Genomic DNA, 23,737 nt, shown 5'->3' on the forward strand with positions numbered 1-23,737 from the left:
CAGAACACCTTTTAATATTTGCAACAACTAAATTTTTCCTATTTTCGTGGCGATGGAAAATTTTATTGTTTCTGCCCGTAAATACCGTCCAGCCACGTTTGAAACCGTTGTTGGTCAGCAGCACATTACGGGTACATTAAAAAATGCCATCAAAAACAATCAGCTGGCTCAGGCATTCCTGTTTTGTGGTCCGCGTGGTGTTGGTAAAACCACTTGTGCACGTATCCTGGCAAAAACCATTAACTGTACCAATCCTACAGCAGACATGGAAGCTTGCGGGCAATGTGATAATTGCCTTTCTTTTCAAAATGGGCACTCTTTTAACGTACACGAATTAGATGCGGCATCCAACAACTCCGTTGATGATATACGTAGTTTGATTGAACAGGTTAGAATACCGCCACAAGCCGGAAAGTATAAAATTTATATTATTGATGAGGTGCACATGCTTTCGCAAAGTGCCTTTAATGCTTTTCTTAAAACGCTTGAAGAACCACCTTCTTATGCTATATTTATTTTAGCAACAACGGAGAAACATAAAATTTTGCCAACCATTTTATCGCGTTGTCAGATTTTTGATTTTAACAGAATACAGGTTGAAGATATTGCCAGTCATTTGGCAACCATTGCACAACGTGAAAACATTGCATTTGAAACAGATGGCTTACACATTATTGCTCAAAAAGCTGATGGTGGTTTACGTGATGCACTTTCGATGTTTGACCAGATTGCCAGTTACGCCAATAAGAACATCACTTATCGGGCTGTAATTGATAACCTGAATATTTTAGATTACGACTACTTTTTTAAACTTACTCAATATTTAACCGAAGCACAGGTGAGTGAAACCTTGCTTTTGTTTGATGAAATATTAAACAACGGTTTTGACGGAAATAATTTCATCAATGGTTTATCAAGTCACTTCCGCAACTTGCTTGTGGGTAAAGATGCTGCAACCATTAAATTATTAGAGGTAAGCGAAAATATCAAACAGAAGTACTTGGAGCAATGCAGGCAAACAGAACTTTCTTTCCTGTTAACAGCATTAAACCTGGCCAATACTTGTGATTTAAACTATAAGAACAGCAAAAATCAGCGGTTACAGGTCGAGCTTGCACTCATTAAAATGTGTCACATCCGCTCTGTTGTCCAACTTGCTCAACAACCTTTAAGCCCGGCCTCAAATACAGCAACTGACCAAGATCAGGATAAAAAAAAAACTAATTTAGTTGAGGTAAGCAACGAAACCCAAAAGGTGAAAACGCTTACTCCGGCAGAACAAAAACCAATAAACACGGTAACTTCACCTGAAGTAAATCCGGTGCCGGAGGTTAAAGCCGAAGCTGAAAAAAATATTCAAATAGAAAAACCTGCGGAAGCGACAAGACCGGCATTAGCATCATCTGCTACTACGATTAAGATTAATATTCCTAAAAATAATGCCGGAAGTATTTTAATTCCGTCCTTAAACGATTTGGATCGCATTGCAAATGGTGAAGAAAATAAAGGGCCTAAAACCGTTACGGGAGAAGCACGTGAGGAATTTACTTATGAAAGATTGCTTGAAGTTTGGAGCAATTATGCTGAGAAGTTAAAAAAGGAAAATAAAATCAATCTTTATACCATTTTAAACAATTTTGCTCCTGCTTTAAAAGGCAAAGAGCATATTGTTATTTCCGTAGAAGGCAAAGCACAGGAAGATTTTATTCAGGGAGAGTCTGTTGATTTAATGAATTATCTTCGGAATAACCTAAATAATTTCGGTGTTGAAATTTCTTACCAGCATGCCGAGCGGGCGCACGAGAAAAGATTATATACTTCTAAAGAGCGTTATGATTACCTGGTTAATAAAAACCCTAAACTGGAAGATTTACGCAGAAAGTTCGGCCTAGATCTTATTCCGTAATCTATTTACCAAAAAACCCTCGTACAAATAAACTGAGGTAATTATTTTAACGGATTGTCATTAACCGGATATCCCTCTTCATCCAAATCATCACGATTATCTTCAGGCGTACGGGCTAAAATTTCATCTTCAGGGCTTAATTTAACACTTTCTCCATTATCAACATGCATACCCAGTGCTTCTAAGTTATCATTGGCAATTTCATCATTGTTTGCATATTCATCGCCCACATATGGGTTTGCTTCATCATAAGTAGAATCATCATCTTTTGCCCCAACTGCTACTGTTTCATAACCCATTGGGTGATCGTAATCTTCATCAGTACCTTTTACATCTAACTCATAACTTTGTTTAACCTCATCGTAGGACAGGTTTTCGTTATTAAATTTATTTGTACTGTGCAGTTTATCTTTTGCTGCTTTGTTTTCATTATTTGCCATGATTTGGTTTCTTTTAGTTTGTATAAATATAACAATCTGGCATCAATAAGGTTTTAGTAAGCTAACGGGTTAAAACAAAAAAGCGTCCTGATTTTAAAATCAGGACGCTTTCTATAATTTATATTAACTGCTTAAATTACAATGCAGCTAAAGTGGCATTTAAAGTTGCACTTGGGCGCATAGCTTTACTTGCCAGTTCGTCATTGGGGTTATAATAACCGCCAATGTTTTGTGGTTTACCTTGCGCCCCGATTAATTCTTCATTTATTTTAGCCTCATTTTCCAGTAAAGCCTTAGATAAAGGGGTAAATCTTGCTTTTAAGTCTGCATCTTTTGTTTGCGCAGCCAAAGCTTCAGCCCAGTATAAAGCTAAATAGAAGTGCGAACCACGGTTATCGATGGTTCCAAGCTTTCTGCCCGGTGATTTATCCATAGCCAGGAATTTAGCATTTGCTTCGTCCAAGGCATCAGCTAAAACCTGAGCTTTTGCATTATTTTGTGTTTGAGATAAATGTTCTAAAGAAGCCTGAAGTGCTAAAAATTCACCTAATGAATCCCAGCGTAAATAACCTTCTTCAATAAATTGTTCGATGTGTTTTGGAGCTGAACCACCAGCACCTGTTTCAAACAAACCACCACCATTCATTAAAGGAACAATAGATAACATTTTAGCAGAAGTTCCTAATTCTAAAATCGGGAATAAATCTGTTAAATAATCACGAAGTACATTACCGGTAACTGAAATGGTATCTAAACCTTTGCGTAATCTTTCTAACGTAAATTTCGTTGCCTCAACCGGGGCTAAAATGCGGATATCTAAACCTGTTGTATCATAATCAGGCAAGTATTTATTTACTTTAGCAATAATCTCTCTATCGTGTGCCCTCTTTTCATCTAACCAGAAAACAGCCGGAGTAGCCGATAAACGGGCTCTGTTTACCGCAAGTTTAACCCAATCCTGAATAGGTGCATCTTTAGTTTGACACATGCGGAAGATATCGCCTTTTTCTACTTTCTGATCAAAGAAAACCTTTCCACTAGCATCCGTTACACGGATAATACCATTTCCGGTAGCCTGGAAAGTTTTATCATGAGAACCATATTCTTCAGCTTTCTGTGCCATTAAGCCCACATTAGGAACGGATCCGATTGTGGTTACATCAAATGCACCGTTCGCCTTACAGTCATCAATAGTTGCCGTGTAAACACCAGCATAACTACGATCAGGAATTAAAGCAATTGTATCCTGCGATTTACCAGCTGCATTCCACATCTGTCCTGAAGTACGGATCATGGCCGGCATAGAAGCATCAACAATTACATCAGATGGAACATGCAGGTTGGTAATTCCTTTATCAGAATTTACCATAGCCAAAGCCGGACCATTTTCAATAGCCGCAGCAATTGCTGCTTCTACCTCTGCCTGTTTAGCGTTGCCCGCAATTTTAGCATACACATCACCCAAACCATTTCTGGTATCAATATTAAGTTCGGCGAATAAATCAGCATATTTTGCGAAAACATCTGCGAAATAAACCTCTACAATTGCACCAAAAATAATCGGATCAGAAACCTTCATCATGGTTGCTTTTAAGTGTGCAGACAATAAAACGCCTGCAGCTTTAGCTTCAACAATTTCTTTGGCAACAAAAGTTTTTAAAGCAGATAAGCTCAGTGCAGAACTATCAATCACTTCTCCGGCTTTTAATGGAGATAATCCTTTTAATTCTGTTACGGCACCGCTTGCATCAACAAATTCTATTTTAAATTGAGTGGCATCTGCTACAGTTACAGATTTCTCCGAACCATAAAAATCGCCTTCAGTCATGCTTGCAACCTTAGTTTTAGAATCTGCCGACCATGCGCCCATTGAATGCGGATTGGTTTTTGCATAATTCTTAACTGCTTTAGGCGCTCTGCGATCTGAATTACCTTCACGTAAAACAGGATTTACTGCTGATCCTAAAACCTTTGCATATTTAGTTTTGATTGCTTTTTCTTCTTCAGTTTGTGCATTATCCGGGTAATTTGGAATTGCAAATCCCTGAGCTTGTAATTCGGTAATTGCATCTACCAGTTGTGGAATGGATGCCGAAATATTTGGTAATTTTATAATATTTGCTTCAGGAGTTGTTGCCAATGCACCTAACTCAGCCAATGCATCGCCAATTTTTTGATCGTCTTTTAAATACTCCGGGAAGTTTGATAATATTCTTCCAGCTAAAGAAATATCTCTGGTTTCTACATCAATACCAGCTGAAGCGGTAAAAGCTTGTACAATAGGTAAAAATGAATAAGTGGCCAGCATAGGCGCTTCATCTGTTTTTGTATAGATGATTTTTGATGTGTTTGACATATATTAATTTTTTTCTATTAAGTTAATCTATCAATAGGTTTGTATAAACCATCGATTTCAAAATCGCCTAAAGATAAAATAAACGAATGAATTAAGTAACATACCCGGGCTAAATTAGTTCAATGATACTTGTCATTTTTACAAACAGACTTCGATTTTATAAAAGTGAATCTGCACAATGAACCGGCAAAAATATTTTTCGCCATTATTTTGCGATATCGAAATTTAAATTTATAATTGCAGTGTACTATTCAACTAGTACACTAAAAATCATTCATTAAGTTTTAGCGTCAAAATCTATATTAAAATGAAAAAGCTACTTATTTTAATTTTACTTCTGTTTCCTGCTTTTTATGGCATTTGTCAAAACAACGATCCAACTAAAGACGACAAACCATCAAAAGCCAAATTGGATACTGCTTTTAATTCAGGTTCTAATATTTCTATTAAAGCTGTTTCTCCCGCTCAAATTGAAGACCTCACCGTTTTAGGAAAGGTTTGGGGCTTTTTAAAATATCATCACCCCGCAATTTCAACCGGAGATTATAACTGGGATTATGAATTGTTCAGGGTTATGCCTAAAGTACTGAGCAGTAAATCAAAAGCAGAAAGGAATCAAGTCTTATCTAAATGGATTAGCGCATTAGGTAGTTTCCCGGCCTCGTCTAGCTCCACCAATACAGGCGAGGCCAGATATAAACCTGACTTTGCCTGGTTTAATACCTCAGGTTTTGATAAGGCTTTGATTGCTAAATTAAATGCCATTAAAGGTGCTAAAAGACCAGAAGATAATTACTACGTTAAATTATACAACGAAGAAACACCGGTAGCCATATTTAAAAATGAAGCACTTTATTTAAAACCTGTTTACCCCGATGCGGGCTACCGTATTTTAGGCTTATACCGGTTTTGGAATATCTTTGAATACTTTGCGCCTTACAAGAACATAACGGATAAACCCTGGAAAGATGTTTTAAAAGAATATATTCCAAAATTTATTAACGCTAAAAACGAACTTGACTATAAACTGGTAGCTTCTTCATTTTTAGCCGAAATCCATGATTCTCACTCAAATCTGACTTCAACCAACAATACTTTAATTGTTTATGATGGTATTTTCAGGCCTAATATTGAGGTTACATTTATTGATAAAATGCCAGTAGTTAAATATAGTAATGATGAGGTGATTGGTTTAAATAATTCATTAAAGAAAGGAGATGTTATTCAGAAAATCAATGATATTCCAGTTGCTGAAATTATACGAACCAAACTTCAGTATGTTACAGCGTCTAATTATCCTACATTATTAAGAAAACTTGCACCTGGTTTTTTAAGAACGGGCGATTCTACACTTCATATAAGTTATCTCCGCGATAACAAAGCCGGAACGGCCACTGTAAAATGTTATTCCGTTTACAAGGTTAATTATAAAAAACCTGCAAAGCCACTTGACACAGGTTTTAAAGTGATTAATGACATTGCTTACATTGATCCGGGTGTTTTGAATGTTAAACAAATACCATCGGTTATGCCAATAATTATGAAGTCGAAGGCTTTAATTATAGATCTCCGCCCCTATCCAAAGCAAACGATGTTTGTTTGGGAAATCGGCAAATACCTCTTTACCCAGCCTATGGATTTTGCCAGGTACACAGCGGCGAGTGTTAAAACTCCGGGCTTATTCACCTATTTATCTGATGATTACATGAAGAATATTAGAATTGGGGAAACTAAAAATGATAACTACAAAGGAAAAGTAATTGTTTTAATTAATGAGGAAACACAAAGTTTGGCAGAATTATCTGTTATGGCTTTAAAAACCAGGCCAAATACAGTCGTTATTGGCTCTCAAACTGCTGGCGCAGATGGGTCTGTTGGGATGCAGATTCCACTGCCTGGCGGAATAAGCACTGCTTTTACTCAAATCGGTGTATATTATCCTGACGGAAAAGAAACACAAAGAATCGGAATTATTCCCGATATTGAGGTCCATCCAACCATTCAGGGAATTATACAGGGTAAGGATGAGTTGCTGGAAAAAGCACTTGCCACAGCAGCAAAAAACTAAGAAGAAATTCTTGATAAATTTAAACCATGATTCGAATTCAAAACTTAACCTTTGCTTATCAAAACCGGGAAACCGTACTTGAAAACCTTAGTTTAGAAATAAAACCAGGTCACATTTATGGATTATTAGGCCCTAATGGAGCTGGTAAAAGCAGTCTTTTGTACCAGATTTGTGGTTTAATTTTCCCTAAAATAGGTAGCATTGAAGTTATTGGAGAAATCCCTTCCAAAAGAACCCCTTCATTTTTACAATCTGTTTATTTGTTACCGGAAGAAGTTGATACCCCTAATATTTCTATAAAAAGTTATTTAAAAATTAATAAACTTTTTTATCCGTCATTTGACTTAGATTTATTTAACCAGTTGCTGGCTGAATTTGAAATTTCTGAAACCGCCAATCTCAGTGAAGTTAGCTATGGACAAAAGAAAAAAGTAATGATTGCATTTGCCATTGCTACCCAAGCTAAAATATTGATTATGGATGAACCAACCAATGGTTTAGATATCCCATCTAAAAGGCAATTCAGAAAGGTAATGGCTGGTATTTTGCAGGATGATCAAACCATTATTATTAGTACTCACCAGGTTAGAGACCTTGATCAGCTTATTGATTATGTTTTAATTCTTGATGATAAAAAAATTCTGCTTCACGAATCTATCGATACCATTACCGAAAAACTGGTATTTAAACAGGTTATGAATTTAGACCTTATTTCTAAACCTTTTTATGTAGAAGGTGGTTTAAAAGGCTATGTTGTTGTAGCCGCAAATGAGGAACAGGAACATTCAAAACTAGACATGGAGCTTTTCTTTAATGCTGTTTTATCCGAAAAAAATCAAATTCTGCCAATTTTTAATCACCAATAGTTTATGCACTTCTCATTTCCAAGGTTTTTTAATTTGTTTATTAAGCAATGGGCAGAAAACAAAAAGCTCTATTTATTAGGTGCAATTGCTGTACCCATTATTTTAGCAACCATAACTCTCTTCTTTCCTATAACCGACAGCCGTTTAACAAGTGAAGTACAGAATATAATTTTTGGATTTAGCCTGTTTATCTTCGGTGGTATTTTTGGCAGCTCTTTGTTAAGTGTGTATACACCCAAATCAAGTGGCATCCGGATGCTTATGTTGCCCGTTTCTTCATTAGAAAAACTTTTAGTAGCCGTTATTTATGGCCTGGTACTTTTTCCTTTGCTATATTTTATCCTCGGATATCCCGTTATGTTATTGGTTCATCAACTCGATTCGGAGGTTTTTGGAAATCTGAATAGATCCATTTCCGTTACACCGAGAAATATTAAAATCATATACTGCCTTTTTTTAATGATTCAATCCTTTGTATTATTCTGTTCTTTATATTTTAAAAAATTTATATTCCTAAAAGCATTTCTATCATTCATTATCATCTTTTTATTCTTCAGCCTCTTAAATGGTTTGATTATTAAAATTATTCTTTCCGATACACAGCCTACTGAATTTTCACAGACTTACCAGAAAAAGATGAATGAAATGGGGATTGATCCAAAGAAAATAAATTTTGAAAACGCCACAGATAATGCATCATTATTTTCTGATATGGTTTTTAAATCCAAATATTCAGATCATAACAAAATTAAAGCAGATGAAACGGTCAACTGGATTCCCTTCTCTTTGTGTGTAATCATTTTTATATCATTACTTACGGCGAGTTTATTTAAATTAAAAGAAACTCAATTGTAGCAAACATGGATTTTAACAATACACAAGCCATCTACCTGCAAATTGCTGATTACGTAAGTGATCAGATCTTGATGAAGAAGTGGCTTCCTGACGAAAAAATTCCATCTGTTAGAGAACTGGCAATGAGTTTGGAAGTTAACCCAAATACCGTGATGCGATCTTACGAGTACCTGCAAAATCAAAATATTATTTATACCAAGAGAGGCATGGGTTATTTTGTAAACAATGATGCGGCAGAATTACTGAATAAATTAAAAAAAGAACAATTTTTATCAGAAGAACTTCCTATATTCTTCCATAAAATGTATATAATGGGCATTGAATTATCTGATCTGAATACTGCTTTTGAAAAATTTAAACAACACAACAAGGAGATTACAAAATAAGCATTATGAAAACCAGTTATAAAATTTTAGTTGCCCTTGCTTTTTTGATTGTTGTGAGCTTATTTGGTTTTAACTTAATGATGAGGGCAAAATATAAAAAAGGAGCCTTTGCAGAATACCCGTCGGCCTTAAAAGAGGAATGGAAATATGACATGGTGATTAAAGAAATTCCACCTTTTAAACACCTTGTAATTGATGGCGCCGTCATCACTTCGAACGACAGACGTGTTCTTTGGAATCCGGTTTGTTTAATCAACAGCAGTAATACCAGCAAGAATGCGCTGGGCATTATTAAATATCTTGAACCCTTATTGAAATATCACATTGACAAAGACACTTTATACATTACATTAGAAAAAAACAACATCAACGAAAAAACGTTGACCAGTCCTGTTTACGACCCAACAATTTTTTTAGCTGTAAATTCGCTTCAATCTGCAACATTAAAGAATGTTTCTGCCAGAATTGATTCTTTAGTATCTAAGCAATCTTTTAAAATTAATACGTTAAACAATACCAGTTTTTTAGTCAACGATCTTAAAACAGACAGTTTGTTTATAGATGCAAAAGAAAAATCGAGCATTACCCTGAATAATACTTCAACTACATCAGCTCCAACAAATGTTGCTATCGCAAATCTTTATTATCATGTTCAGCAACCGGCTTCTATTTACATAGAAGACACTAAAAGACTTGGAAAAATTTCTGCAATTGGATTAAAAGGAGATCAGACTGAATTCAGAAATGAAAGGTTAAAAATTATTTCGACTGGTAAATAGACCTTGATTTTAAATTTCAAAGCACTCCATACTTTAGAATGCATACCTTTATAATATGTATTTTTAAAATCCTTGTTTTGAAATCAATTTTTACATCCCTGCTCCTCTTTTTATCGTCATTTGCTGCATTTTCTCAAGCTTTACCTCGAGATACCCTGAAATTAGATGAGGTTACTGTTAAAGGTTATTACAACAAACAGCCCATTTTAAGATCTGTTTCGGCAGTATCTCTAGTTGATAGCAATCTGATCAGAAATCAACAAAACAGTTCATTGGTAAGCATTTTCAATACTGTTCCCGGAGTAAGAATGGAAGAACGTTCTCCCGGCAGCTATCGTTTATCCTTAAGAGGAAGTTTATTAAGATCGCCCTTCGGCATTAGGAACATTAAAATATATGTGGATAATTTTCCTTTAACTGATGCCGGCGGAAATACTTATTTAAATGCATTGGATGTTACCGCTGTTGGTTCACTCGAAATATACAAAGGACCGGAAGCCAGTATTTTTGGAGCCAATACCGGAGGTGCTATTCTAATTTCTACCGCTGATTTAAATCAAAATAAAGTTGAAGTTTCTGCAACTGCAGGTTCATATGGCTTGTTTCATCAAACTGCAAACGTTCAGCAAAATTTCAAAAATTATCGTTTCAATTTTACCGAAGGTTACCAAAAAAGTAATGGCTACCGCGAAAACAGTGCTTTAAGCCGTAAATATTTTCAAACCATACATCAATGGGATTATAACAAAAGTGGAACTTTAGAAGCATTCATATTTTACAGTGACCTGGATTATGAAACGCCCGGAGGATTAACCGAAGTACAGGCTGGAGAAAATCCCAAATTGGCCAGACCTGCAACTTCAAAAACGCCAGGCGCAATCACACAACAAGCTGCGATTTATAATAAAACTATTTTTGGGGGTCTGTCCAACACCTATCAAATCAATTCTAAATTTAAGCATGTCATCTCTTTATTTACTTCGTATACAGATTTCAAAAATCCATTTATAACCAATTACGAGAAAAGATACGAAAGTACACTAGGCCTGAGAACATTTTTAGAATTTGCGGAAACAGGAAAACTTATAAACTGGACAGCGCAGGCTGGTTTAGAAAGTTCAGGAACAAAAAGTCAAATCAAAAACTATGATAATAATTCAGGTACCCCGGCGGCAATGCAGGCATTTGATCATCTAAAAGCAAATCAGGATTTTGCTTTTATCCGGTTAAATTTCGATCTTGAACGTAAACTTCTTGTCGAATTATCCTCCAGTTTAAATTTCTTTAACTACAAATACGAAAGTTTTTACCCGCTTATTACAGCACAAAAACAAAGGAAATTTACCGGACAGTTTATGCCTAAAATTGCTGTTTCTTACTTAATTAATAATGAACTTTCAGCAAGAGTTTCGGTGGGCAAAGGTTACTCGCCTCCTACTACTGCCGAAGTTCGCCCTTCGGGCAATTTAATTAACAATGATTTACAAGCAGAATCAGGATGGAATTATGAAACCGGGCTTAGATTTAAAACAATAAACAACCGATTTTATGCAAATGTTAATCTTTTTCAGTATCGATTAAAAGATGCAATTGTAAGGCGCTTAAGGGATAATGATGCAGAATATTTTATAAATGCTGGAGGGACGAAACAACAAGGAATAGAACTGGAAACATCATTTTGTATCGTTCAAAATCGCAAAGGCTTTTTAAACAATCTATATCTTCGGAATGGTTATACCTATAGCCATTTTAGGTTTCAGGATTTTATAACTGGAATAACAAATTTTAACGGAAATAAACTTACAGGTGTTCCGGAACATACTCTGGTAAATAGCTTAGAGTTTCAATTTAACAAAGGATTGTATTTCTTTGCGCAGCATAATTATACTTCTGCTATTCCGTTAAATGATGCAAATACCACTTTTTCGAATCGTTATCACCTTGTTGAAGTTAAAACCGGAATCAGATCTTTAGAAATCAAAAATACTCACCTTGATATTTTTGCCGGAGTTAATAACTTGCTTAACGAGAAATACAGTTTAGGAAATGATTTAAATGCAGCTAATGAAAGGTATTTTAATCCGGCTGCAGGCATTAATTTCTATAGCGGAATTTCAATAAAATTATAAGAATACAAATCAGGAAATCAAGTATAATTTTACCTGATTTCCTGAAATATTTGTGTATTGAATCAGCTTAATTTGCGATTTCGGGTACCTTAAAAGTAATTTCATTCACTACAATTTCTGTTGTTAAACGTTTGCTGCCATCTTTTGCACTGTAGCTGCCACACTGCAACCTTCCTTCGACGGTTATATTTGTGCCCTTTTTTATCTGAGTTTCTGCTAAATCTGCTTTAGCATTCCAAAAGATTAATGTAAACCACTGAGTCTTTTTCACTTCCTCACCAGAAGAGTTTTTATAACTTTCGTTTACAGCCAGGTTAACCCGGGCTAATTTTAAATTTCCTGATAGTTTTTTTACTTCTGCATCTGCTCCTGCAAAACCACTTAATACTACTTTGTTTGTTGCACTTCCCATGATCTTCTAATTTAAGTTTCTGATTATTAACGAACAGTAACCGACTTGGCTACCGACATCACAAAGGTGGAAAAGAGTCAAAATATTATCCGTATAATAAATATTTATAGTCGTTTATAAACGTTTGCACACGGATAATATGCAATTACAGTATCCGAACATATATTTTTTTTGGAGGATCGAAACATTTTATTAATTTTAGAAAGCCATCCCATATGATATAAACCTATATATATGGATCGATTGTGCCAAGATTGCGCACTACCTTTAAAAGGGCGTGCAGATAAAAAATTTTGTGACGACTTCTGTCGCAATAATTATAATAATCGTTTAAAGAGTGAGGATAGTGCTGTTTTAAAACGAATCAACTTTATTTTAAGAAAAAACCGAACTATTCTATCTAAATTAAATCCTAAAGAAAAAGCCAAAGTTCAGCGAAAAAAGTTGCTAACGGCAGGCTTTAATTTTGATTATCATACGCATACTTATCTTGCCCAAAACGGAAATCTCTATGTTTTTTGTTATGAGTATGGCTACTTGGCAATTAATGAGGAAGAATTTTTATTAGTTAAAAGAGAAGAATCTCTGTGGTTATCTTAGCCTGGCAGGATTGCAGTTCCAACAGGTTTATTACTTTTAGTTGAGAACCAATTTTCATTTCTATGAAAACTTAATCGGCGTGTTCGTAAATTGGCAGACTGAAGCATTAAACTTATCAAAAAACTGCTCAACGGAATGAAAATATATGCAGAGACGGAAAGGTTAATTTTAAGAGAATTATTACCGGACGATGTTAACGGAATACTGGAACTGGATTCAGATCCTGAAGTACACCGGTATTTAGGAAATACAACTATAAATACCACTGAAGAAAGCAGTAATATTATAACCCACATCCGAAACCAATACACAAAAAATGGCATTGGACGCTGGGCTGTAATAGAAAAAGAAACCGGGCTGTTTATGGGTTGGTCTGGGTTAAAACTAATTACAACACCTACTAACAACCATATTAATTATTATGACTTAGGCTACCGGCTAATTAAAAAGTATTGGGGTAAAGGTTATGCAACAGAATCGGCCCTCGCCTCAATAGATTATGCCTTTAAACAACTTAATGTTAATGAAATTTATGCAATTGCAGATGTTAATAATCAGGCCTCAATTCGCATTCTGGAAAAGGTTGGCTTAAAGCGAATCGAAATTTTCGATTACGGGGGTGTACCCCATTACTGGCTAAAGCTGGAAAAACAATAATTTGGTTATTAAATATATATTCTAATTTTGCCACTTTAAAACACAATTACATGGAAGTAAAAGATAGTAACGGCAATATTTTGAACGAAGGCGATTCGGTAACCGTAATTAAAACCTTAAAAGTAAAAGGAATGTCGTCTGATATTAAACAAGGAACTGCAGTAAAAAACATCAGGTTAACCAACGATCCCGGCGCTATTGAAGGTCGTGTTAATGGTACAGTTCTGGTACTTAAAACCATGTTCTTAAAAAAGAAAAACTAGTCTTTCAGATAAATCCAGGCATTTTAACCTGCATAAAAATTTAATAAACCTGATTGGATTAGTTTTTGTTAATAAAATATAAAAATCGTTAACTATGAAAAATCTAATGATCTGTGGGTTGGTTATTTGTTTGTTTAGTGCCTGCCTTGAAAAAATTAACCCATCTAAGCTCACTAATACCAAATGGGAGTTGGTGGAATTGCCAGGTTTAAAATTGCCAGCGACGAGCAAGGCTACTTTAAATTTTGGTGAAGGATTAAAAGTTAGTGGAAAATCTTTCTGCAACAATTATGGCGGTCAGGCGGAAATCAAGGACAATAAAGTTGCATTAAAAAATGTTTTCGGTACAAAAATGTTCTGTCAGGAAACTGCCGATTTAGAGCACGCTTATTTATCCGCATTAAATGAAACCAGCGGCGCCAAAATGGTAGATGGAAAATTATATCTGTTAAACGGCGAAAAAACACTTTTGGTTTTCAACAAATCAGCCGAGTAAATTAACATTTACAAAATAAGCCGGACAAAATTTTTTAGTATTTTCGGGCTTTTTAGTTTACCTATAAAGGATGTCATTATCAATTAAAGAAGATTTAAAATTCTTTTTCTCTACTGCAAGAAAGGCTTTTACCCTATTCCAAAAGAATGACCCTTTGCGATTAGCAGGCGCAACAGCTTTTTTTACCAATTTTGCGCTTCCGCCAATCTTAATTATCCTGATCAGGTTATTTGGAATGTTTACGGACAGGCGTTTGCTGGTTACCCATATTTTTGAGCGTTTGGCTAACATTTTGGATGAAAGTAGCATTGCTCAGATTAAGCTTACTTTAAGAAACATCAGGGGAATAGATCAGGCCTGGTATGTTACTTTATTTAGTTTTATCTTTTTTCTTTTCGTTGCCACTACCCTTTTTAATGTAATTAAGAATTCGCTTGAACAAATCTGGACCATTGGCAGAGAACCCGGAAAGGGGATTTTAGATACTTTAAAATCAAGGGCAATTTCTGTTACAATTATTCTGCTTGCCGGAATTTTGTTTTTCATTGGTTTACTTGCCGATAGTTTACAAGCCATAATCGGTTCCTTTATAAATACCAATTCTCCATCTTTTGAGTTGATTATGACCTCTATTATCAATCAAATTGTTTTTGTAATGATTGTAACCACCTGGTTTACCATGTTGTTTAGATTTTTAACCAATGGAAGACCAACCTGGAAAGCGGCACTATCCGGAGGATTGCTTACAGGCTGTCTTTTTACCATTGGAAAGTACTTGCTCCGCATTTTATTACCGCTTAGTAATATCGGAAATATCTATGGGTCAGCAGGTTCAATTATCGTAATTATGCTTTTCGTGTTTTATTCGTCACTGATATTTTATTTTGGCGCATCTTATATTAAAGCTTTAAGCGAGCAAAGAGAAACACCAATTATCCCGAAAAATGGTGCATTCGCTTACGAACTCACTCAAATTGAACATCAGGTTAAATAAATAAAATAAAAAATGGGCAGATCAAATTCATAATCTGCCCACTTTCATTTTTACTGGTTTGAGAGAATTTTTATGCAGTTACCTTTTCGTAACCCTGCATTTCAAATACAGCCAGTTTATTTAATAAATTGTAATGTAATGTACCAAAAAGATTTATCAATCCTTCGTTACTTTTGCCTTCTATCCACACCGTTTCTTTAACCACTTCATTGTTTTGATGAGATTGATTATTAAAAATTGTTTCCTCATCTTTAATAATCAAATCGTTCACATCAATCCTGAACTGATTAAGCAAGGCAATAAAATTCTGGCCTTTCAATAATAATTCTTTTACATTCATAGGGCTGATATTTTGATTAGATTTATGTTATCAATTACAATTATTAGTCCAAATCAGCACCTGAAGCCCAAAATGTGGATAACTTACAAAATCCTGTAGCCCAAACCGATAGTAAATAGATTTAGCTTGGTTCCAGGATATCCGGCTTTATTCACTTTAGACAATCCAAGTTCATAACGGGCATCAAAACTGAGCTTTTTAATATCCAGTCCGGCACCAAATTGCCACGAAATAGCCTGATCCTTAAAGTCAGCTCTGAAAACGTTCCCTGCAGCCTGGCTAAAACTTTGTTTATCATCCAGTATTAAGGAAAACATTGGTCCCGTATTTAATCTTAGCCCCACTCCGGCAGCACCAAATTTAGTTCCTATTAGTAAAGGCACATCTAAACTGGTAAAACGAACTGAGTTAACCTGCCCGTTTGCGTCTACTAAATTTGTTTTTTTACCCGACACATATAATTCCGGTTGAAAATAAACACCCGCCGCACCAACTCTTGCCCAAAGTCCGCCATAAAAACCTGTCCGGTTATCGCTGCTAAATGTATTTTCTGTATCAAATTTCGAAAAATTTGCCCCAGCTTTAACGCCAAGCTGGAATGAAGGTAACACCTGTGCACTTGCGCCATAGCCAAGAAATACACAGGTCAGGATGATGTAAATTGATTTCATAAAATAAAAAAATAGGGATTAATAGGGGTTAAAAATTAACTTGTAGCGTCGTTAATAGCTTGTTGCTCTTTTAAAGCATCAATATTATTTTTATCGCCAAAGTTACTTGTTTTGTCAGCAAAATAATCTAAGATGGAAACAATCGTATCTAAGTTATCCGCTAAACGCTGGTGCATATCCGGTAAATCTTTCTCCAGTCTTTTATCACCAAGTTCAATATTATCTACCTCTATTTTACCAATTTTTTGAATCAGTGCCTGTTGAGAATTCTGTAAATCTTCCAATTCACGCACAATTTTCTCCATTAATTCGAACTTCTTTAAAGTATTCATAGGTCTTTGTTTTAAAAATTTATAATAACATCTATAACCAATAACGTCTCTTTTTGTTTTTATGTATTAAAAATCGGGTATATAAATTTGCATTTCATCAAAACAACTAATAACTTAGTTCAAAATTAAACCTGTATGAAAAAGCTCTGCATTTTGTTGTTTTTACCGCTTTTAGGTCTTTATACCTTTGCTCAAAACAATGCTGTTATTGATAAAGAAAAACTTTACGATTTTTATCAAACCCAACGTTATGCAGAAGCTGCACAATATTTAAAAACAATATATGGCGAAGATGCAACAGATTTTAAAGGCGTAACACAAATGGGTTATTGCTTTTTAATGGCTGGCAATTATGCAGAAGCCGAAAAGTATTATGTAAAGGCCTATAAACAACAACCTCAAAACCTACCCATCCTATTTAGTCTGGCCAGTATAAACTCCAGGCGTGGCAATAATGACAAAGCCAAAACCTATTACAAGGAAATTATTAAAATAGATAGTAATAATTTTAATGTTTATAAGCAACTGGCTAATTTATACCCAATACCTACCGATAGCTTAAGGCTTTTATACTTGCAAAAGGCCAATAAACTAAACCCGCTGGAGGGCGATATTGCATACGATTTAGCAGAATCATACCAAAGGTTAAAAAACAATAGCTTAGCCTATAAAACGCTTGATGTGGCGATTAATGCAGATTCCGGCAACCTGATTTTACAACGGGCAAAGTTGCCTGTTGCCAATGCATTGAAAAAATATGATGAGGTGATTAAATCAGGGGAAAAACTTTTGAAAGATGGCGCTGATGGCAATGTTTTGAAAGATGTGGCAATGGCTTATTATTATACAAAGAGGTATCAAAAAACCATTGACCTGCTTAAACTTTTAGAATCACTCGGGATGCAAAATGAGTCCACCTTATATTATACTACTTTAAGCTACCGCCAACTTAAAGATTATAAAACCGCCGGCATTTATGCAAAGAAAACCATTGATGAAGGCATTTCGCCCAATACATCCAACTACTACGATTTGCTGGGGCTTATTTATAATGAAAACAATCAGCTTAACCTCGCCACTGCTGCTTATAAAAAAGGGCTTCAATTTAAAGCAAACCCAAGCATTTATTATCATCTGGGCATACTTTACGACTTCAAGTACAAAGACAAGAAAAATGCACTGATTTATTATGGTCAGTACCTAAAAAATAAGCCTGATGCGGAAAGGGATGCTGAAGAAATTAAATATACAAAGGCCCGGATTGGGCAGTTAAATCAGGGAGATTAACTTAGATTTTCGAATACAGGTTTAACATTATCCCAAAAATCATCCAGGGCAATTATTCTGGGTTTGAAGAATGATATGAGCTGGGGCCAGTGTTGCTGGTTGTAAATATTTATGCCTTGCAATTCGGTAGAAATCCGGCTAACAGTTTTTCCGTAATCATCTGTAGAATTTAAATTCCAATCCCATTCTTCATTCAGGGTATTGGTTAACATGAGTTTAAATTCTTCAAACTGGTTAAAAATCAGGTGCCGGATTTCTTCATCAGGGTGCGAAAGTTGAATGGCAATGGATGCCTTTTTATGATCTACGTCCATTTTAAAAAAAATGTGTTTAACACCTGTTTTGTAATTAATCCAGTTTACGGTGGATCCGCTTGCCGAAGGAACCGGTTTCATATACTGTCCAAAACTAATCCAAAATTGCTGACGTAATTTTGCCGCCTCCTCTTTACTGTACATTTTATTGAATTTGAATGGAAACCGAACCGAAGTCAATTGCAAAATCCCGAATAACCTAAACCCGGTAGCAGTGGTTCCGGTTTTTACCGGAAATAACGGGATTAACGTTTAATTGAAAACTGCAATTGCTTTCAAAAAATAATTTATGTTTTGAAATTACAAATGATTTTATACCTGCGTTTATTTGTTCCCCATTAACCGGGCAACATATTTACCAATAATATCAAATTCAAGATTTACGGTATCGCCAACCTCAACTTCGTGTAAATTGGTATGCTCAAAAGTATAAGGAATAATAAATACCGAAAATTCATCGCTTGCAGAATTTACAACGGTTAAACTAATGCCATTTACACAGGCAGAACCTTTTTCTACAGTTACGTTTCCAGCACCGGCATTGTATTTAAAGCGATATTCCCAACTGCCGTCCAGCTCTTCCCTTTTCACACAAACCGCCGTTTGATCTACATGGCCCTGTACAATATGACCATCCAAACGGGCATTCATCTGCATGCAACGTTCTAAGTTAACTTTGCTGCCTACTTTTAAACTGTTAAGATTCGTTTTACCAAGGGTTTCATCTATTGCTGTAACGGTATGTGTTCCATCATTTAATGCAACAACGGTTAAACAAACTCCATTATGGGCAACACTCTGATCAATTTTAAGTTCGTTGCTAATGGCTGATGAAATGGTATAATGAACGTTGGTATGTTCATTTTTTATGGCGGTAATTTCGCCTAAGGTTTCTATAATTCCGGTAAACATTATTTTTAATTTATTTGCTGTCATCCTGACGAAGAAAGGATCTGCCTTGTTTAACAGAGGCTTCGTGCCTCAGCATGACAGGACGGCTCAAAATCAGTACTTCAATCTGTTCTTTCTCCAGTCTGACGAATTTTTATCGTTTTGGCTGTTAGCCACTACGTCCGCATCTTTCTGAAATAGTTGTGCAGCAATTACTGCAGCAATTAAGGCTTCGGTTTCATCTTCAGCTTTTAAACTTTCTGCATTGAAATACTTGTTTACAAAATGAGTATCAAACTTACCTGTTTTAAAAGCTTCGTGCTGCATTACAAAAGTACCAAAACCTAAAGTAGTTTCTATCCCGGTAATCTCATATTCTTCAATGGCCCTAACCATTCGTTCAATCGCTTCTTCCCTATCTTTACCAAAGGTGATGAGTTTTGCAATCATCGGATCATAATAAATCGGAATTTCCATGCCCTGTTCAAAGCCGTCATCAACCCTTACACCATTTCCTTTAGGGGTTTTATAGGTTTGCAAAGTACCAATGTCTGGTAAGAAATTGTTATTCGGATCTTCAGCATAAACCCTTAACTCAATGGCGTGTCCATTTATTTTTAAGTCTTCCTGACTGAAGCTTAAGGCTTCGTCTGATGCAATTTTAATTTGCTCTTTCACCAAATCAATTCCGGTAATTAATTCGGTAACGGGGTGCTCTACCTGCAAACGCGTATTCATTTCCAGAAAGAAGAAGTCAAGGTTTTCATCTAAAATAAACTCAACCGTTCCGGCACCAGTGTAATTTACCGACCGGGCTACATCTACCGCACATTTCCCCATTTTCTGTCTGATCTCTTCTGTAAGCACTGATGATGGCGCTTCTTCAATAACCTTTTGGTGGCGCCGCTGAACAGAACACTCCCTTTCAAAAAGATGAACAATATTGCCGTGGCAATCTCCCAGAACTTGAATTTCGATATGCCTTGGAGAAGTAACATAACGCTCAATAAACACAGAACCATCGCCAAAGGCAGAAGTTGCCTCGCTTACCGCCAATTGCATTTGTTCCTCAAAATCTTCTACTTTTTCAACAATGCGCATGCCTTTTCCACCACCGCCTGCCGCCGCTTTTATTAATATTGGGAAACCAACTTCAATGGCTCTTTCCTTTGCTTCGTTTACATTGGTAATGGCTTCTTCGGTACCCGGAACCATCGGAATGTTATACTTTAAAGCTGCTGCCTTGGCCGAAAGCTTATTTCCCATAATTTCCATCGCTTCAGGCGAAGGGCCAATTAAAATCAGTCCTGCATCTGCAACCATTTTTGCGAATCTGGCATTTTCAGATAAAAAGCCATATCCCGGATGTATCGCTTCGGCTCCGGTTTGTTTACAGGCATCAATAATTTTTTCGCCCAGCAAATAAGATTGATTGGAAGGTGCCGGTCCAATGCATATAGCCTCATCCGCATAACGAACATGCAAGGCATTACGATCGGCTTCAGAAAATACAGCAACTGTTTTTATATTCATTTCGCGGGCCGAACGCATAATACGCAAGGCAATTTCTCCACGATTGGCAATCAGAATTTTTTTCATAATTAATTAACAGGTACAATGTAGATAACTTAATGAAAAAATCAAAAAGAAGATGTGTTGGTCAAAGCAAATACGGTGTTACTCAAATAAAGGTTTGGACCGTCTTTTATTTTTTTATACTCACAAATTATACTACAAAATCATAAAGCTTCCTTTTTCTCAAATACCTTTCATTTCTTACCTACTCCTATTGAAGATGCGTTATAATATCAATTGCACGATCGATCATTGCTGCACTTATATCCAAATGTGTAACCAAACGAATAGTACTTGAACTTGTTGTATTGCAAAGCAGCCCTTTATCTTTAAAATGCTGAACAATTTTTGATGCCGATCCATTGGCAACTTCAAAAATTACAATATTGGTTTCAACCGGCATTACAGACTTTACGTAGCTGGTTCCAAGCAATGCATCTGCCAAGGCGTGTGCATGCTTATGATCTTCTTTTAGCCTTTCTACATGATGATCAAGTGCATAAATACCAGCCGCCGCTAAAAATCCGGCCTGACGCATACCTCCACCAAAAGCTTTTCTAATTTTAATGGCTTTTTTAATGGTTTCTTTGCTTCCTAATAATACAGAGCCTACCGGAGCACCCAAACCTTTAGATAAACAAATGGAAATCCCATCAAAGTACTGACCGTAGTCATGTGCTTTATCACCTGTTGTGGCTAATGCATTAAAAATCCTTGCGCCATCTAAATGCAGTTTAAGCCCTTTTATATTACACAAATGATGAATAGGTGCAATTTGATCTAAGGTATAACAGCTGCCTCCTCCTTTGTTTACCGTATTTTCCAGTACAACCAAACTGGAGTTGGGGTAATGAATATTCTCTTCGTTAATTTCAGGCTCAATAAGTTCTGGTGTCAAAATTCCACGTTCTCCATAAAGCAATCTAACCGACGCTCCCGAATGAAATGCAATCCCGCCAATTTCATAGCGGTAAACATGTGCCGTTTGATCGCAAATGACCTCATCCATAGGCTGGGTAAAACATTTAATCGCAATTTGATTGGTCATAGTACCTGAGGGGCAAAAAAGACCGGCCTCCATATTAAACTTCGCCGCCAGTTTTGCTTCAAGCGCATGAACCGTTTCGTCCTCGCCAAAAACATCATCCCCAACTTTTGCATGCATCATGGCATCCATCATTCCGGCTGTTGGTTTGGTCACCGTATCACTTCTAAAATCTAAAAAATCGTTCTTCATGTTTTCTATGAATTGTAAAAAGTTTTTGATATTCAAAAAAAAGACCAATGCCTTTTCTGGTATAATTTTAAGGTTTTTAGGTATTTAAACCGCCTATATAGTGTATTTTTTACACACTTAATTTTCAACAATAACAAATTGTTAAAAAATTATTAAAAAAAAAGATACAAAATATAAGAGTTTTTATACTTTTATCATGCTAAAACCAAAAATAAATAAAATGATAGTAATTGCAGACGGTGGATCTACCAAGACAAATTGGTGTTTGATCAACGAGGCCGGCAGAAAAATTTATTTTAATACAGAAGGTTACAATCCCTATTTCTCAAAAACGGAGTACATTGTAAAATCATTAAATGAGACTCTACCAGACCACTTGGAAAGAGAGAAATTAACGGGTGTTTATTATTATGGTGCCGGTTGCTCTACTCCTGGGAACGTAAAAATTGTGGCTGATGCTATGAAACAGATTTTTACAAATGCCAGTGTTTTTGTTGGTCACGATTTACTTGCCTCTTGCAGGGCATTACTTGGAAACGAGCCGGGTTTTGCTGGAATATTGGGTACAGGAACGAACTCATGTCTTTATGATGGTACCGACATTACCCTGAACATTGATTCTTTAGGTTACTTTTTAGGTGACGAAGGAAGCGGTTCTTACATTGGCAAACGCATTTTAAGCGATTACATGAAAGGTTATATGCCTAAAGGTTTGCGTGAAGCCTTTTACGATAACTATGCTTTAACAAACGAAGATATTTTTGATAATATTTACAACAAACCACTTCCAAACCGTTTTTGCGCAAGCTTTAGCAAATTTTTATACGACTTTAAAGAAAGCTATGAAGATTATACTTTCAGTACAATTGATTATGCTTTTACTGCATTTTTTGAAAACCTGGTTATTCACTATCCAAACTACAAAGACCATAAACTTAACTGCGTAGGTTCTGTAGGCTATAGTTTCCGTGATATTTTAAGCATCGTTGCAGATCGTTATGAAATGGGCGTTGGTAAAATTATCCGTTCACCAATAGATGATTTGGTACATTACCACTTAGAACTGGCTCCGAAAGAAGGATAGTTCGATATTTGGTTAACCTTGTTCAGTTAACGATAAATAAAAGCCCCGGTTCGAATATCAAACCGGGGCTTTTGCTTTTTCAGCTTTATTCTTTAGCTTAAAAAGATATTTCCTTACCAAATAGCTTGGCATATTTACGCTTATCAAATCTATACAGGGTAGCTGCACGATAAGAAACACCTTTTTGTTTTTCGTCAAGCTCCTTCAAAACACCAAAACTGGTGATCTTTTTCCTAAAATTACGCTTATCGAGTTTTTTACCAAGCACCAATTCGTAAACATGCTGCAATTGAGTTAGTGTAAATTTTTCAGGCAGCAGTTCAAAAGCAATGGGCTGATGTTTAATTCTTCTTTTAATTTTCTCTAAACCTTTATCATAGATTTTTTGGTGATCAAAAGCCAGTTTAGGTAAATCAGAAATTGGTAACCAGTTTGCCTGTTTGGCATAGTTACTCACCGGTCTGAGTTCTTTATCCCCTCCCAAACGAATCAGTGCATAATAGGCTAAAGTAATTACCCTGCCCTGCGGGTGCCTGTGCGGATCGCCGAAAGCATAATATTGCTCCATATAAATTCCACGCAAACCCGTAAGCTCGTATAAAATTCTGGATGCAGACTGATCCAGGCTCTCATCAGGACCAACTATATTTCCAGGCAAAGCCCACCAATCTTTAAAAGGCTCTTCATTTCTTTCGATAAGTAAGATTTTTAATTCCTTCCCATCAAACCCAAACAGCACGCAATCTATAGAGAATACGGAATCTAAATGTGGTAAAATTTGTTCCAAAGTAAAATTTCG

General features: G+C 35.9%; 25 protein-coding genes. 14 read left to right on the top strand and 11 right to left on the bottom strand.

Going from position 1 to position 23,737, the window contains the following annotated elements:
* Nucleotides 1-52: 52 nt before the first annotated feature.
* A complete protein-coding gene (locus O0955_RS11470; RefSeq protein ID WP_269427676.1) occupies nt 53-1,906 on the top strand; it encodes a DNA polymerase III subunit gamma/tau in 1,854 nt (617 codons plus the stop codon).
* 41 nt (nt 1,907-1,947) lie between these two features.
* Here the strand turns inward: O0955_RS11470 and O0955_RS11475 are convergent, their stop codons facing one another.
* A complete protein-coding gene (locus O0955_RS11475; protein WP_269427677.1) occupies nt 1,948-2,346 on the bottom strand; it encodes a hypothetical protein in 399 nt (132 codons plus the stop codon).
* A gap of 136 nt (nt 2,347-2,482) precedes the next feature.
* On the bottom strand, nt 2,483-4,702 hold the full coding sequence (locus tag O0955_RS11480; protein WP_269427678.1) for an NADP-dependent isocitrate dehydrogenase: 2,220 nt from the start codon (nt 4,700-4,702) through the stop codon (nt 2,483-2,485).
* Nucleotides 4,703-5,009: 307 nt separating this feature from the next.
* Between O0955_RS11480 and O0955_RS11485 the strand changes: the two genes are divergently transcribed.
* The 6 genes from O0955_RS11485 (at nt 5,010) to O0955_RS11510 (ending at nt 11,785) form a co-directional block, all read left to right on the top strand.
* A complete protein-coding gene (locus tag O0955_RS11485; protein WP_269427679.1) occupies nt 5,010-6,770 on the top strand; it encodes a S41 family peptidase in 1,761 nt (586 codons plus the stop codon).
* 26 nt (nt 6,771-6,796) lie between these two features.
* Nucleotides 6,797-7,636: an ABC transporter ATP-binding protein gene (locus tag O0955_RS11490; RefSeq protein WP_269427680.1), complete on the top strand. Its 840-nt coding sequence runs from the start codon at nt 6,797-6,799 to the stop codon at nt 7,634-7,636.
* Between the two features lie 3 nt (nt 7,637-7,639).
* Nucleotides 7,640-8,491 (top strand): hypothetical protein, encoded by an 852-nt coding sequence (locus tag O0955_RS11495; RefSeq protein ID WP_269427681.1) that lies wholly within the window; start codon nt 7,640-7,642, stop codon nt 8,489-8,491.
* A 5-nt stretch (nt 8,492-8,496) separates the two neighbouring features.
* Nucleotides 8,497-8,877, top strand: a complete 381-nt coding sequence (locus O0955_RS11500) for a GntR family transcriptional regulator (protein WP_269427682.1) — start codon at nt 8,497-8,499, stop codon at nt 8,875-8,877.
* 5 nt (nt 8,878-8,882) lie between these two features.
* Entirely contained in the window at nt 8,883-9,656 is a 774-nt protein-coding gene (locus tag O0955_RS11505; RefSeq protein ID WP_269427683.1) for a hypothetical protein, read from the top strand.
* A 77-nt stretch (nt 9,657-9,733) separates the two neighbouring features.
* Nucleotides 9,734-11,785, top strand: a complete 2,052-nt coding sequence (locus tag O0955_RS11510) for a TonB-dependent receptor (RefSeq protein ID WP_269427684.1) — start codon at nt 9,734-9,736, stop codon at nt 11,783-11,785.
* Nucleotides 11,786-11,852: 67 nt separating this feature from the next.
* Here the strand turns inward: O0955_RS11510 and O0955_RS11515 are convergent, their stop codons facing one another.
* Entirely contained in the window at nt 11,853-12,197 is a 345-nt protein-coding gene (locus O0955_RS11515) for a single-stranded DNA-binding protein (protein WP_269427685.1), read from the bottom strand.
* A gap of 234 nt (nt 12,198-12,431) precedes the next feature.
* On the opposite strand from O0955_RS11515, the gene O0955_RS11520 reads away from it, so the two are divergent.
* The 5 genes from O0955_RS11520 (at nt 12,432) to O0955_RS11540 (ending at nt 15,207) form a co-directional block, all read left to right on the top strand.
* Entirely contained in the window at nt 12,432-12,797 is a 366-nt protein-coding gene (locus O0955_RS11520; RefSeq protein ID WP_269427686.1) for a hypothetical protein, read from the top strand.
* Between the two features lie 135 nt (nt 12,798-12,932).
* On the top strand, nt 12,933-13,454 hold the full coding sequence (locus O0955_RS11525; protein WP_269427687.1) for a GNAT family N-acetyltransferase: 522 nt from the start codon (nt 12,933-12,935) through the stop codon (nt 13,452-13,454).
* A gap of 50 nt (nt 13,455-13,504) precedes the next feature.
* Nucleotides 13,505-13,717, top strand: coding sequence for an alkylphosphonate utilization protein (locus O0955_RS11530; RefSeq protein ID WP_269427688.1), 213 nt, complete (start codon nt 13,505-13,507; stop codon nt 13,715-13,717).
* A 94-nt stretch (nt 13,718-13,811) separates the two neighbouring features.
* Nucleotides 13,812-14,213, top strand: a complete 402-nt coding sequence (locus O0955_RS11535; RefSeq protein WP_269427689.1) for an META domain-containing protein — start codon at nt 13,812-13,814, stop codon at nt 14,211-14,213.
* A 70-nt stretch (nt 14,214-14,283) separates the two neighbouring features.
* Nucleotides 14,284-15,207, top strand: coding sequence for a YihY/virulence factor BrkB family protein (locus tag O0955_RS11540; RefSeq protein ID WP_269427690.1), 924 nt, complete (start codon nt 14,284-14,286; stop codon nt 15,205-15,207).
* Nucleotides 15,208-15,277: 70 nt separating this feature from the next.
* On the opposite strand, the gene O0955_RS11545 is transcribed toward O0955_RS11540, so the two are convergent.
* The 3 genes from O0955_RS11545 to O0955_RS11555 all read right to left on the bottom strand — a co-directional run bounded on the left by O0955_RS11545 (nt 15,278) and on the right by O0955_RS11555 (nt 16,550).
* Complete coding sequence (locus tag O0955_RS11545) at nt 15,278-15,547, bottom strand: hypothetical protein (RefSeq protein ID WP_269427691.1); 270 nt, start codon at nt 15,545-15,547, stop codon at nt 15,278-15,280.
* A gap of 83 nt (nt 15,548-15,630) precedes the next feature.
* Nucleotides 15,631-16,218 (bottom strand): porin family protein, encoded by a 588-nt coding sequence (locus O0955_RS11550; RefSeq protein ID WP_269427692.1) that lies wholly within the window; start codon nt 16,216-16,218, stop codon nt 15,631-15,633.
* A gap of 35 nt (nt 16,219-16,253) precedes the next feature.
* Nucleotides 16,254-16,550: a hypothetical protein gene (locus O0955_RS11555; protein WP_269427693.1), complete on the bottom strand. Its 297-nt coding sequence runs from the start codon at nt 16,548-16,550 to the stop codon at nt 16,254-16,256.
* Nucleotides 16,551-16,685: 135 nt separating this feature from the next.
* Here O0955_RS11555 and O0955_RS11560 point away from each other — a divergent pair, with 135 nt between their 5' ends.
* Nucleotides 16,686-17,837, top strand: coding sequence for a tetratricopeptide repeat protein (locus O0955_RS11560; protein ID WP_269427694.1), 1,152 nt, complete (start codon nt 16,686-16,688; stop codon nt 17,835-17,837).
* On the opposite strand, the gene O0955_RS11565 is transcribed toward O0955_RS11560, so the two are convergent.
* The 4 genes from O0955_RS11565 to O0955_RS11580 all read right to left on the bottom strand — a co-directional run bounded on the left by O0955_RS11565 (nt 17,834) and on the right by O0955_RS11580 (nt 21,854).
* Nucleotides 17,834-18,295, bottom strand: coding sequence for a DUF4268 domain-containing protein (locus O0955_RS11565; protein ID WP_269427695.1), 462 nt, complete (start codon nt 18,293-18,295; stop codon nt 17,834-17,836). The genes O0955_RS11560 and O0955_RS11565 overlap by 4 nt on opposite strands.
* Nucleotides 18,296-18,475: 180 nt before the next feature.
* Nucleotides 18,476-19,063, bottom strand: a complete 588-nt coding sequence (locus O0955_RS11570) for a riboflavin synthase (protein WP_269427696.1) — start codon at nt 19,061-19,063, stop codon at nt 18,476-18,478.
* Nucleotides 19,064-19,156: 93 nt separating this feature from the next.
* Nucleotides 19,157-20,641, bottom strand: a complete 1,485-nt coding sequence (accC, locus tag O0955_RS11575; RefSeq protein ID WP_269427697.1) for an acetyl-CoA carboxylase biotin carboxylase subunit — start codon at nt 20,639-20,641, stop codon at nt 19,157-19,159.
* A 187-nt stretch (nt 20,642-20,828) separates the two neighbouring features.
* Nucleotides 20,829-21,854, bottom strand: coding sequence for a threonine aldolase family protein (locus O0955_RS11580; RefSeq protein WP_269427698.1), 1,026 nt, complete (start codon nt 21,852-21,854; stop codon nt 20,829-20,831).
* Nucleotides 21,855-22,074: 220 nt separating this feature from the next.
* Between O0955_RS11580 and O0955_RS11585 the strand changes: the two genes are divergently transcribed.
* Nucleotides 22,075-22,938 carry an N-acetylglucosamine kinase gene (locus O0955_RS11585; protein ID WP_269427699.1) on the top strand — a complete coding sequence of 288 codons (864 nt, stop codon included), beginning with the start codon at nt 22,075-22,077 and terminating at the stop codon, nt 22,936-22,938.
* Nucleotides 22,939-23,035: 97 nt separating this feature from the next.
* On the opposite strand, the gene O0955_RS11590 is transcribed toward O0955_RS11585, so the two are convergent.
* Complete coding sequence (locus O0955_RS11590; RefSeq protein ID WP_269427700.1) at nt 23,036-23,725, bottom strand: NUDIX hydrolase; 690 nt, start codon at nt 23,723-23,725, stop codon at nt 23,036-23,038.
* Nucleotides 23,726-23,737 lie beyond the last annotated feature (12 nt).

The sequence above is a fragment of the Pedobacter punctiformis genome, from assembly GCF_027213715.1.
GTDB lineage: Bacteria > Bacteroidota > Bacteroidia > Sphingobacteriales > Sphingobacteriaceae > Pedobacter > Pedobacter punctiformis.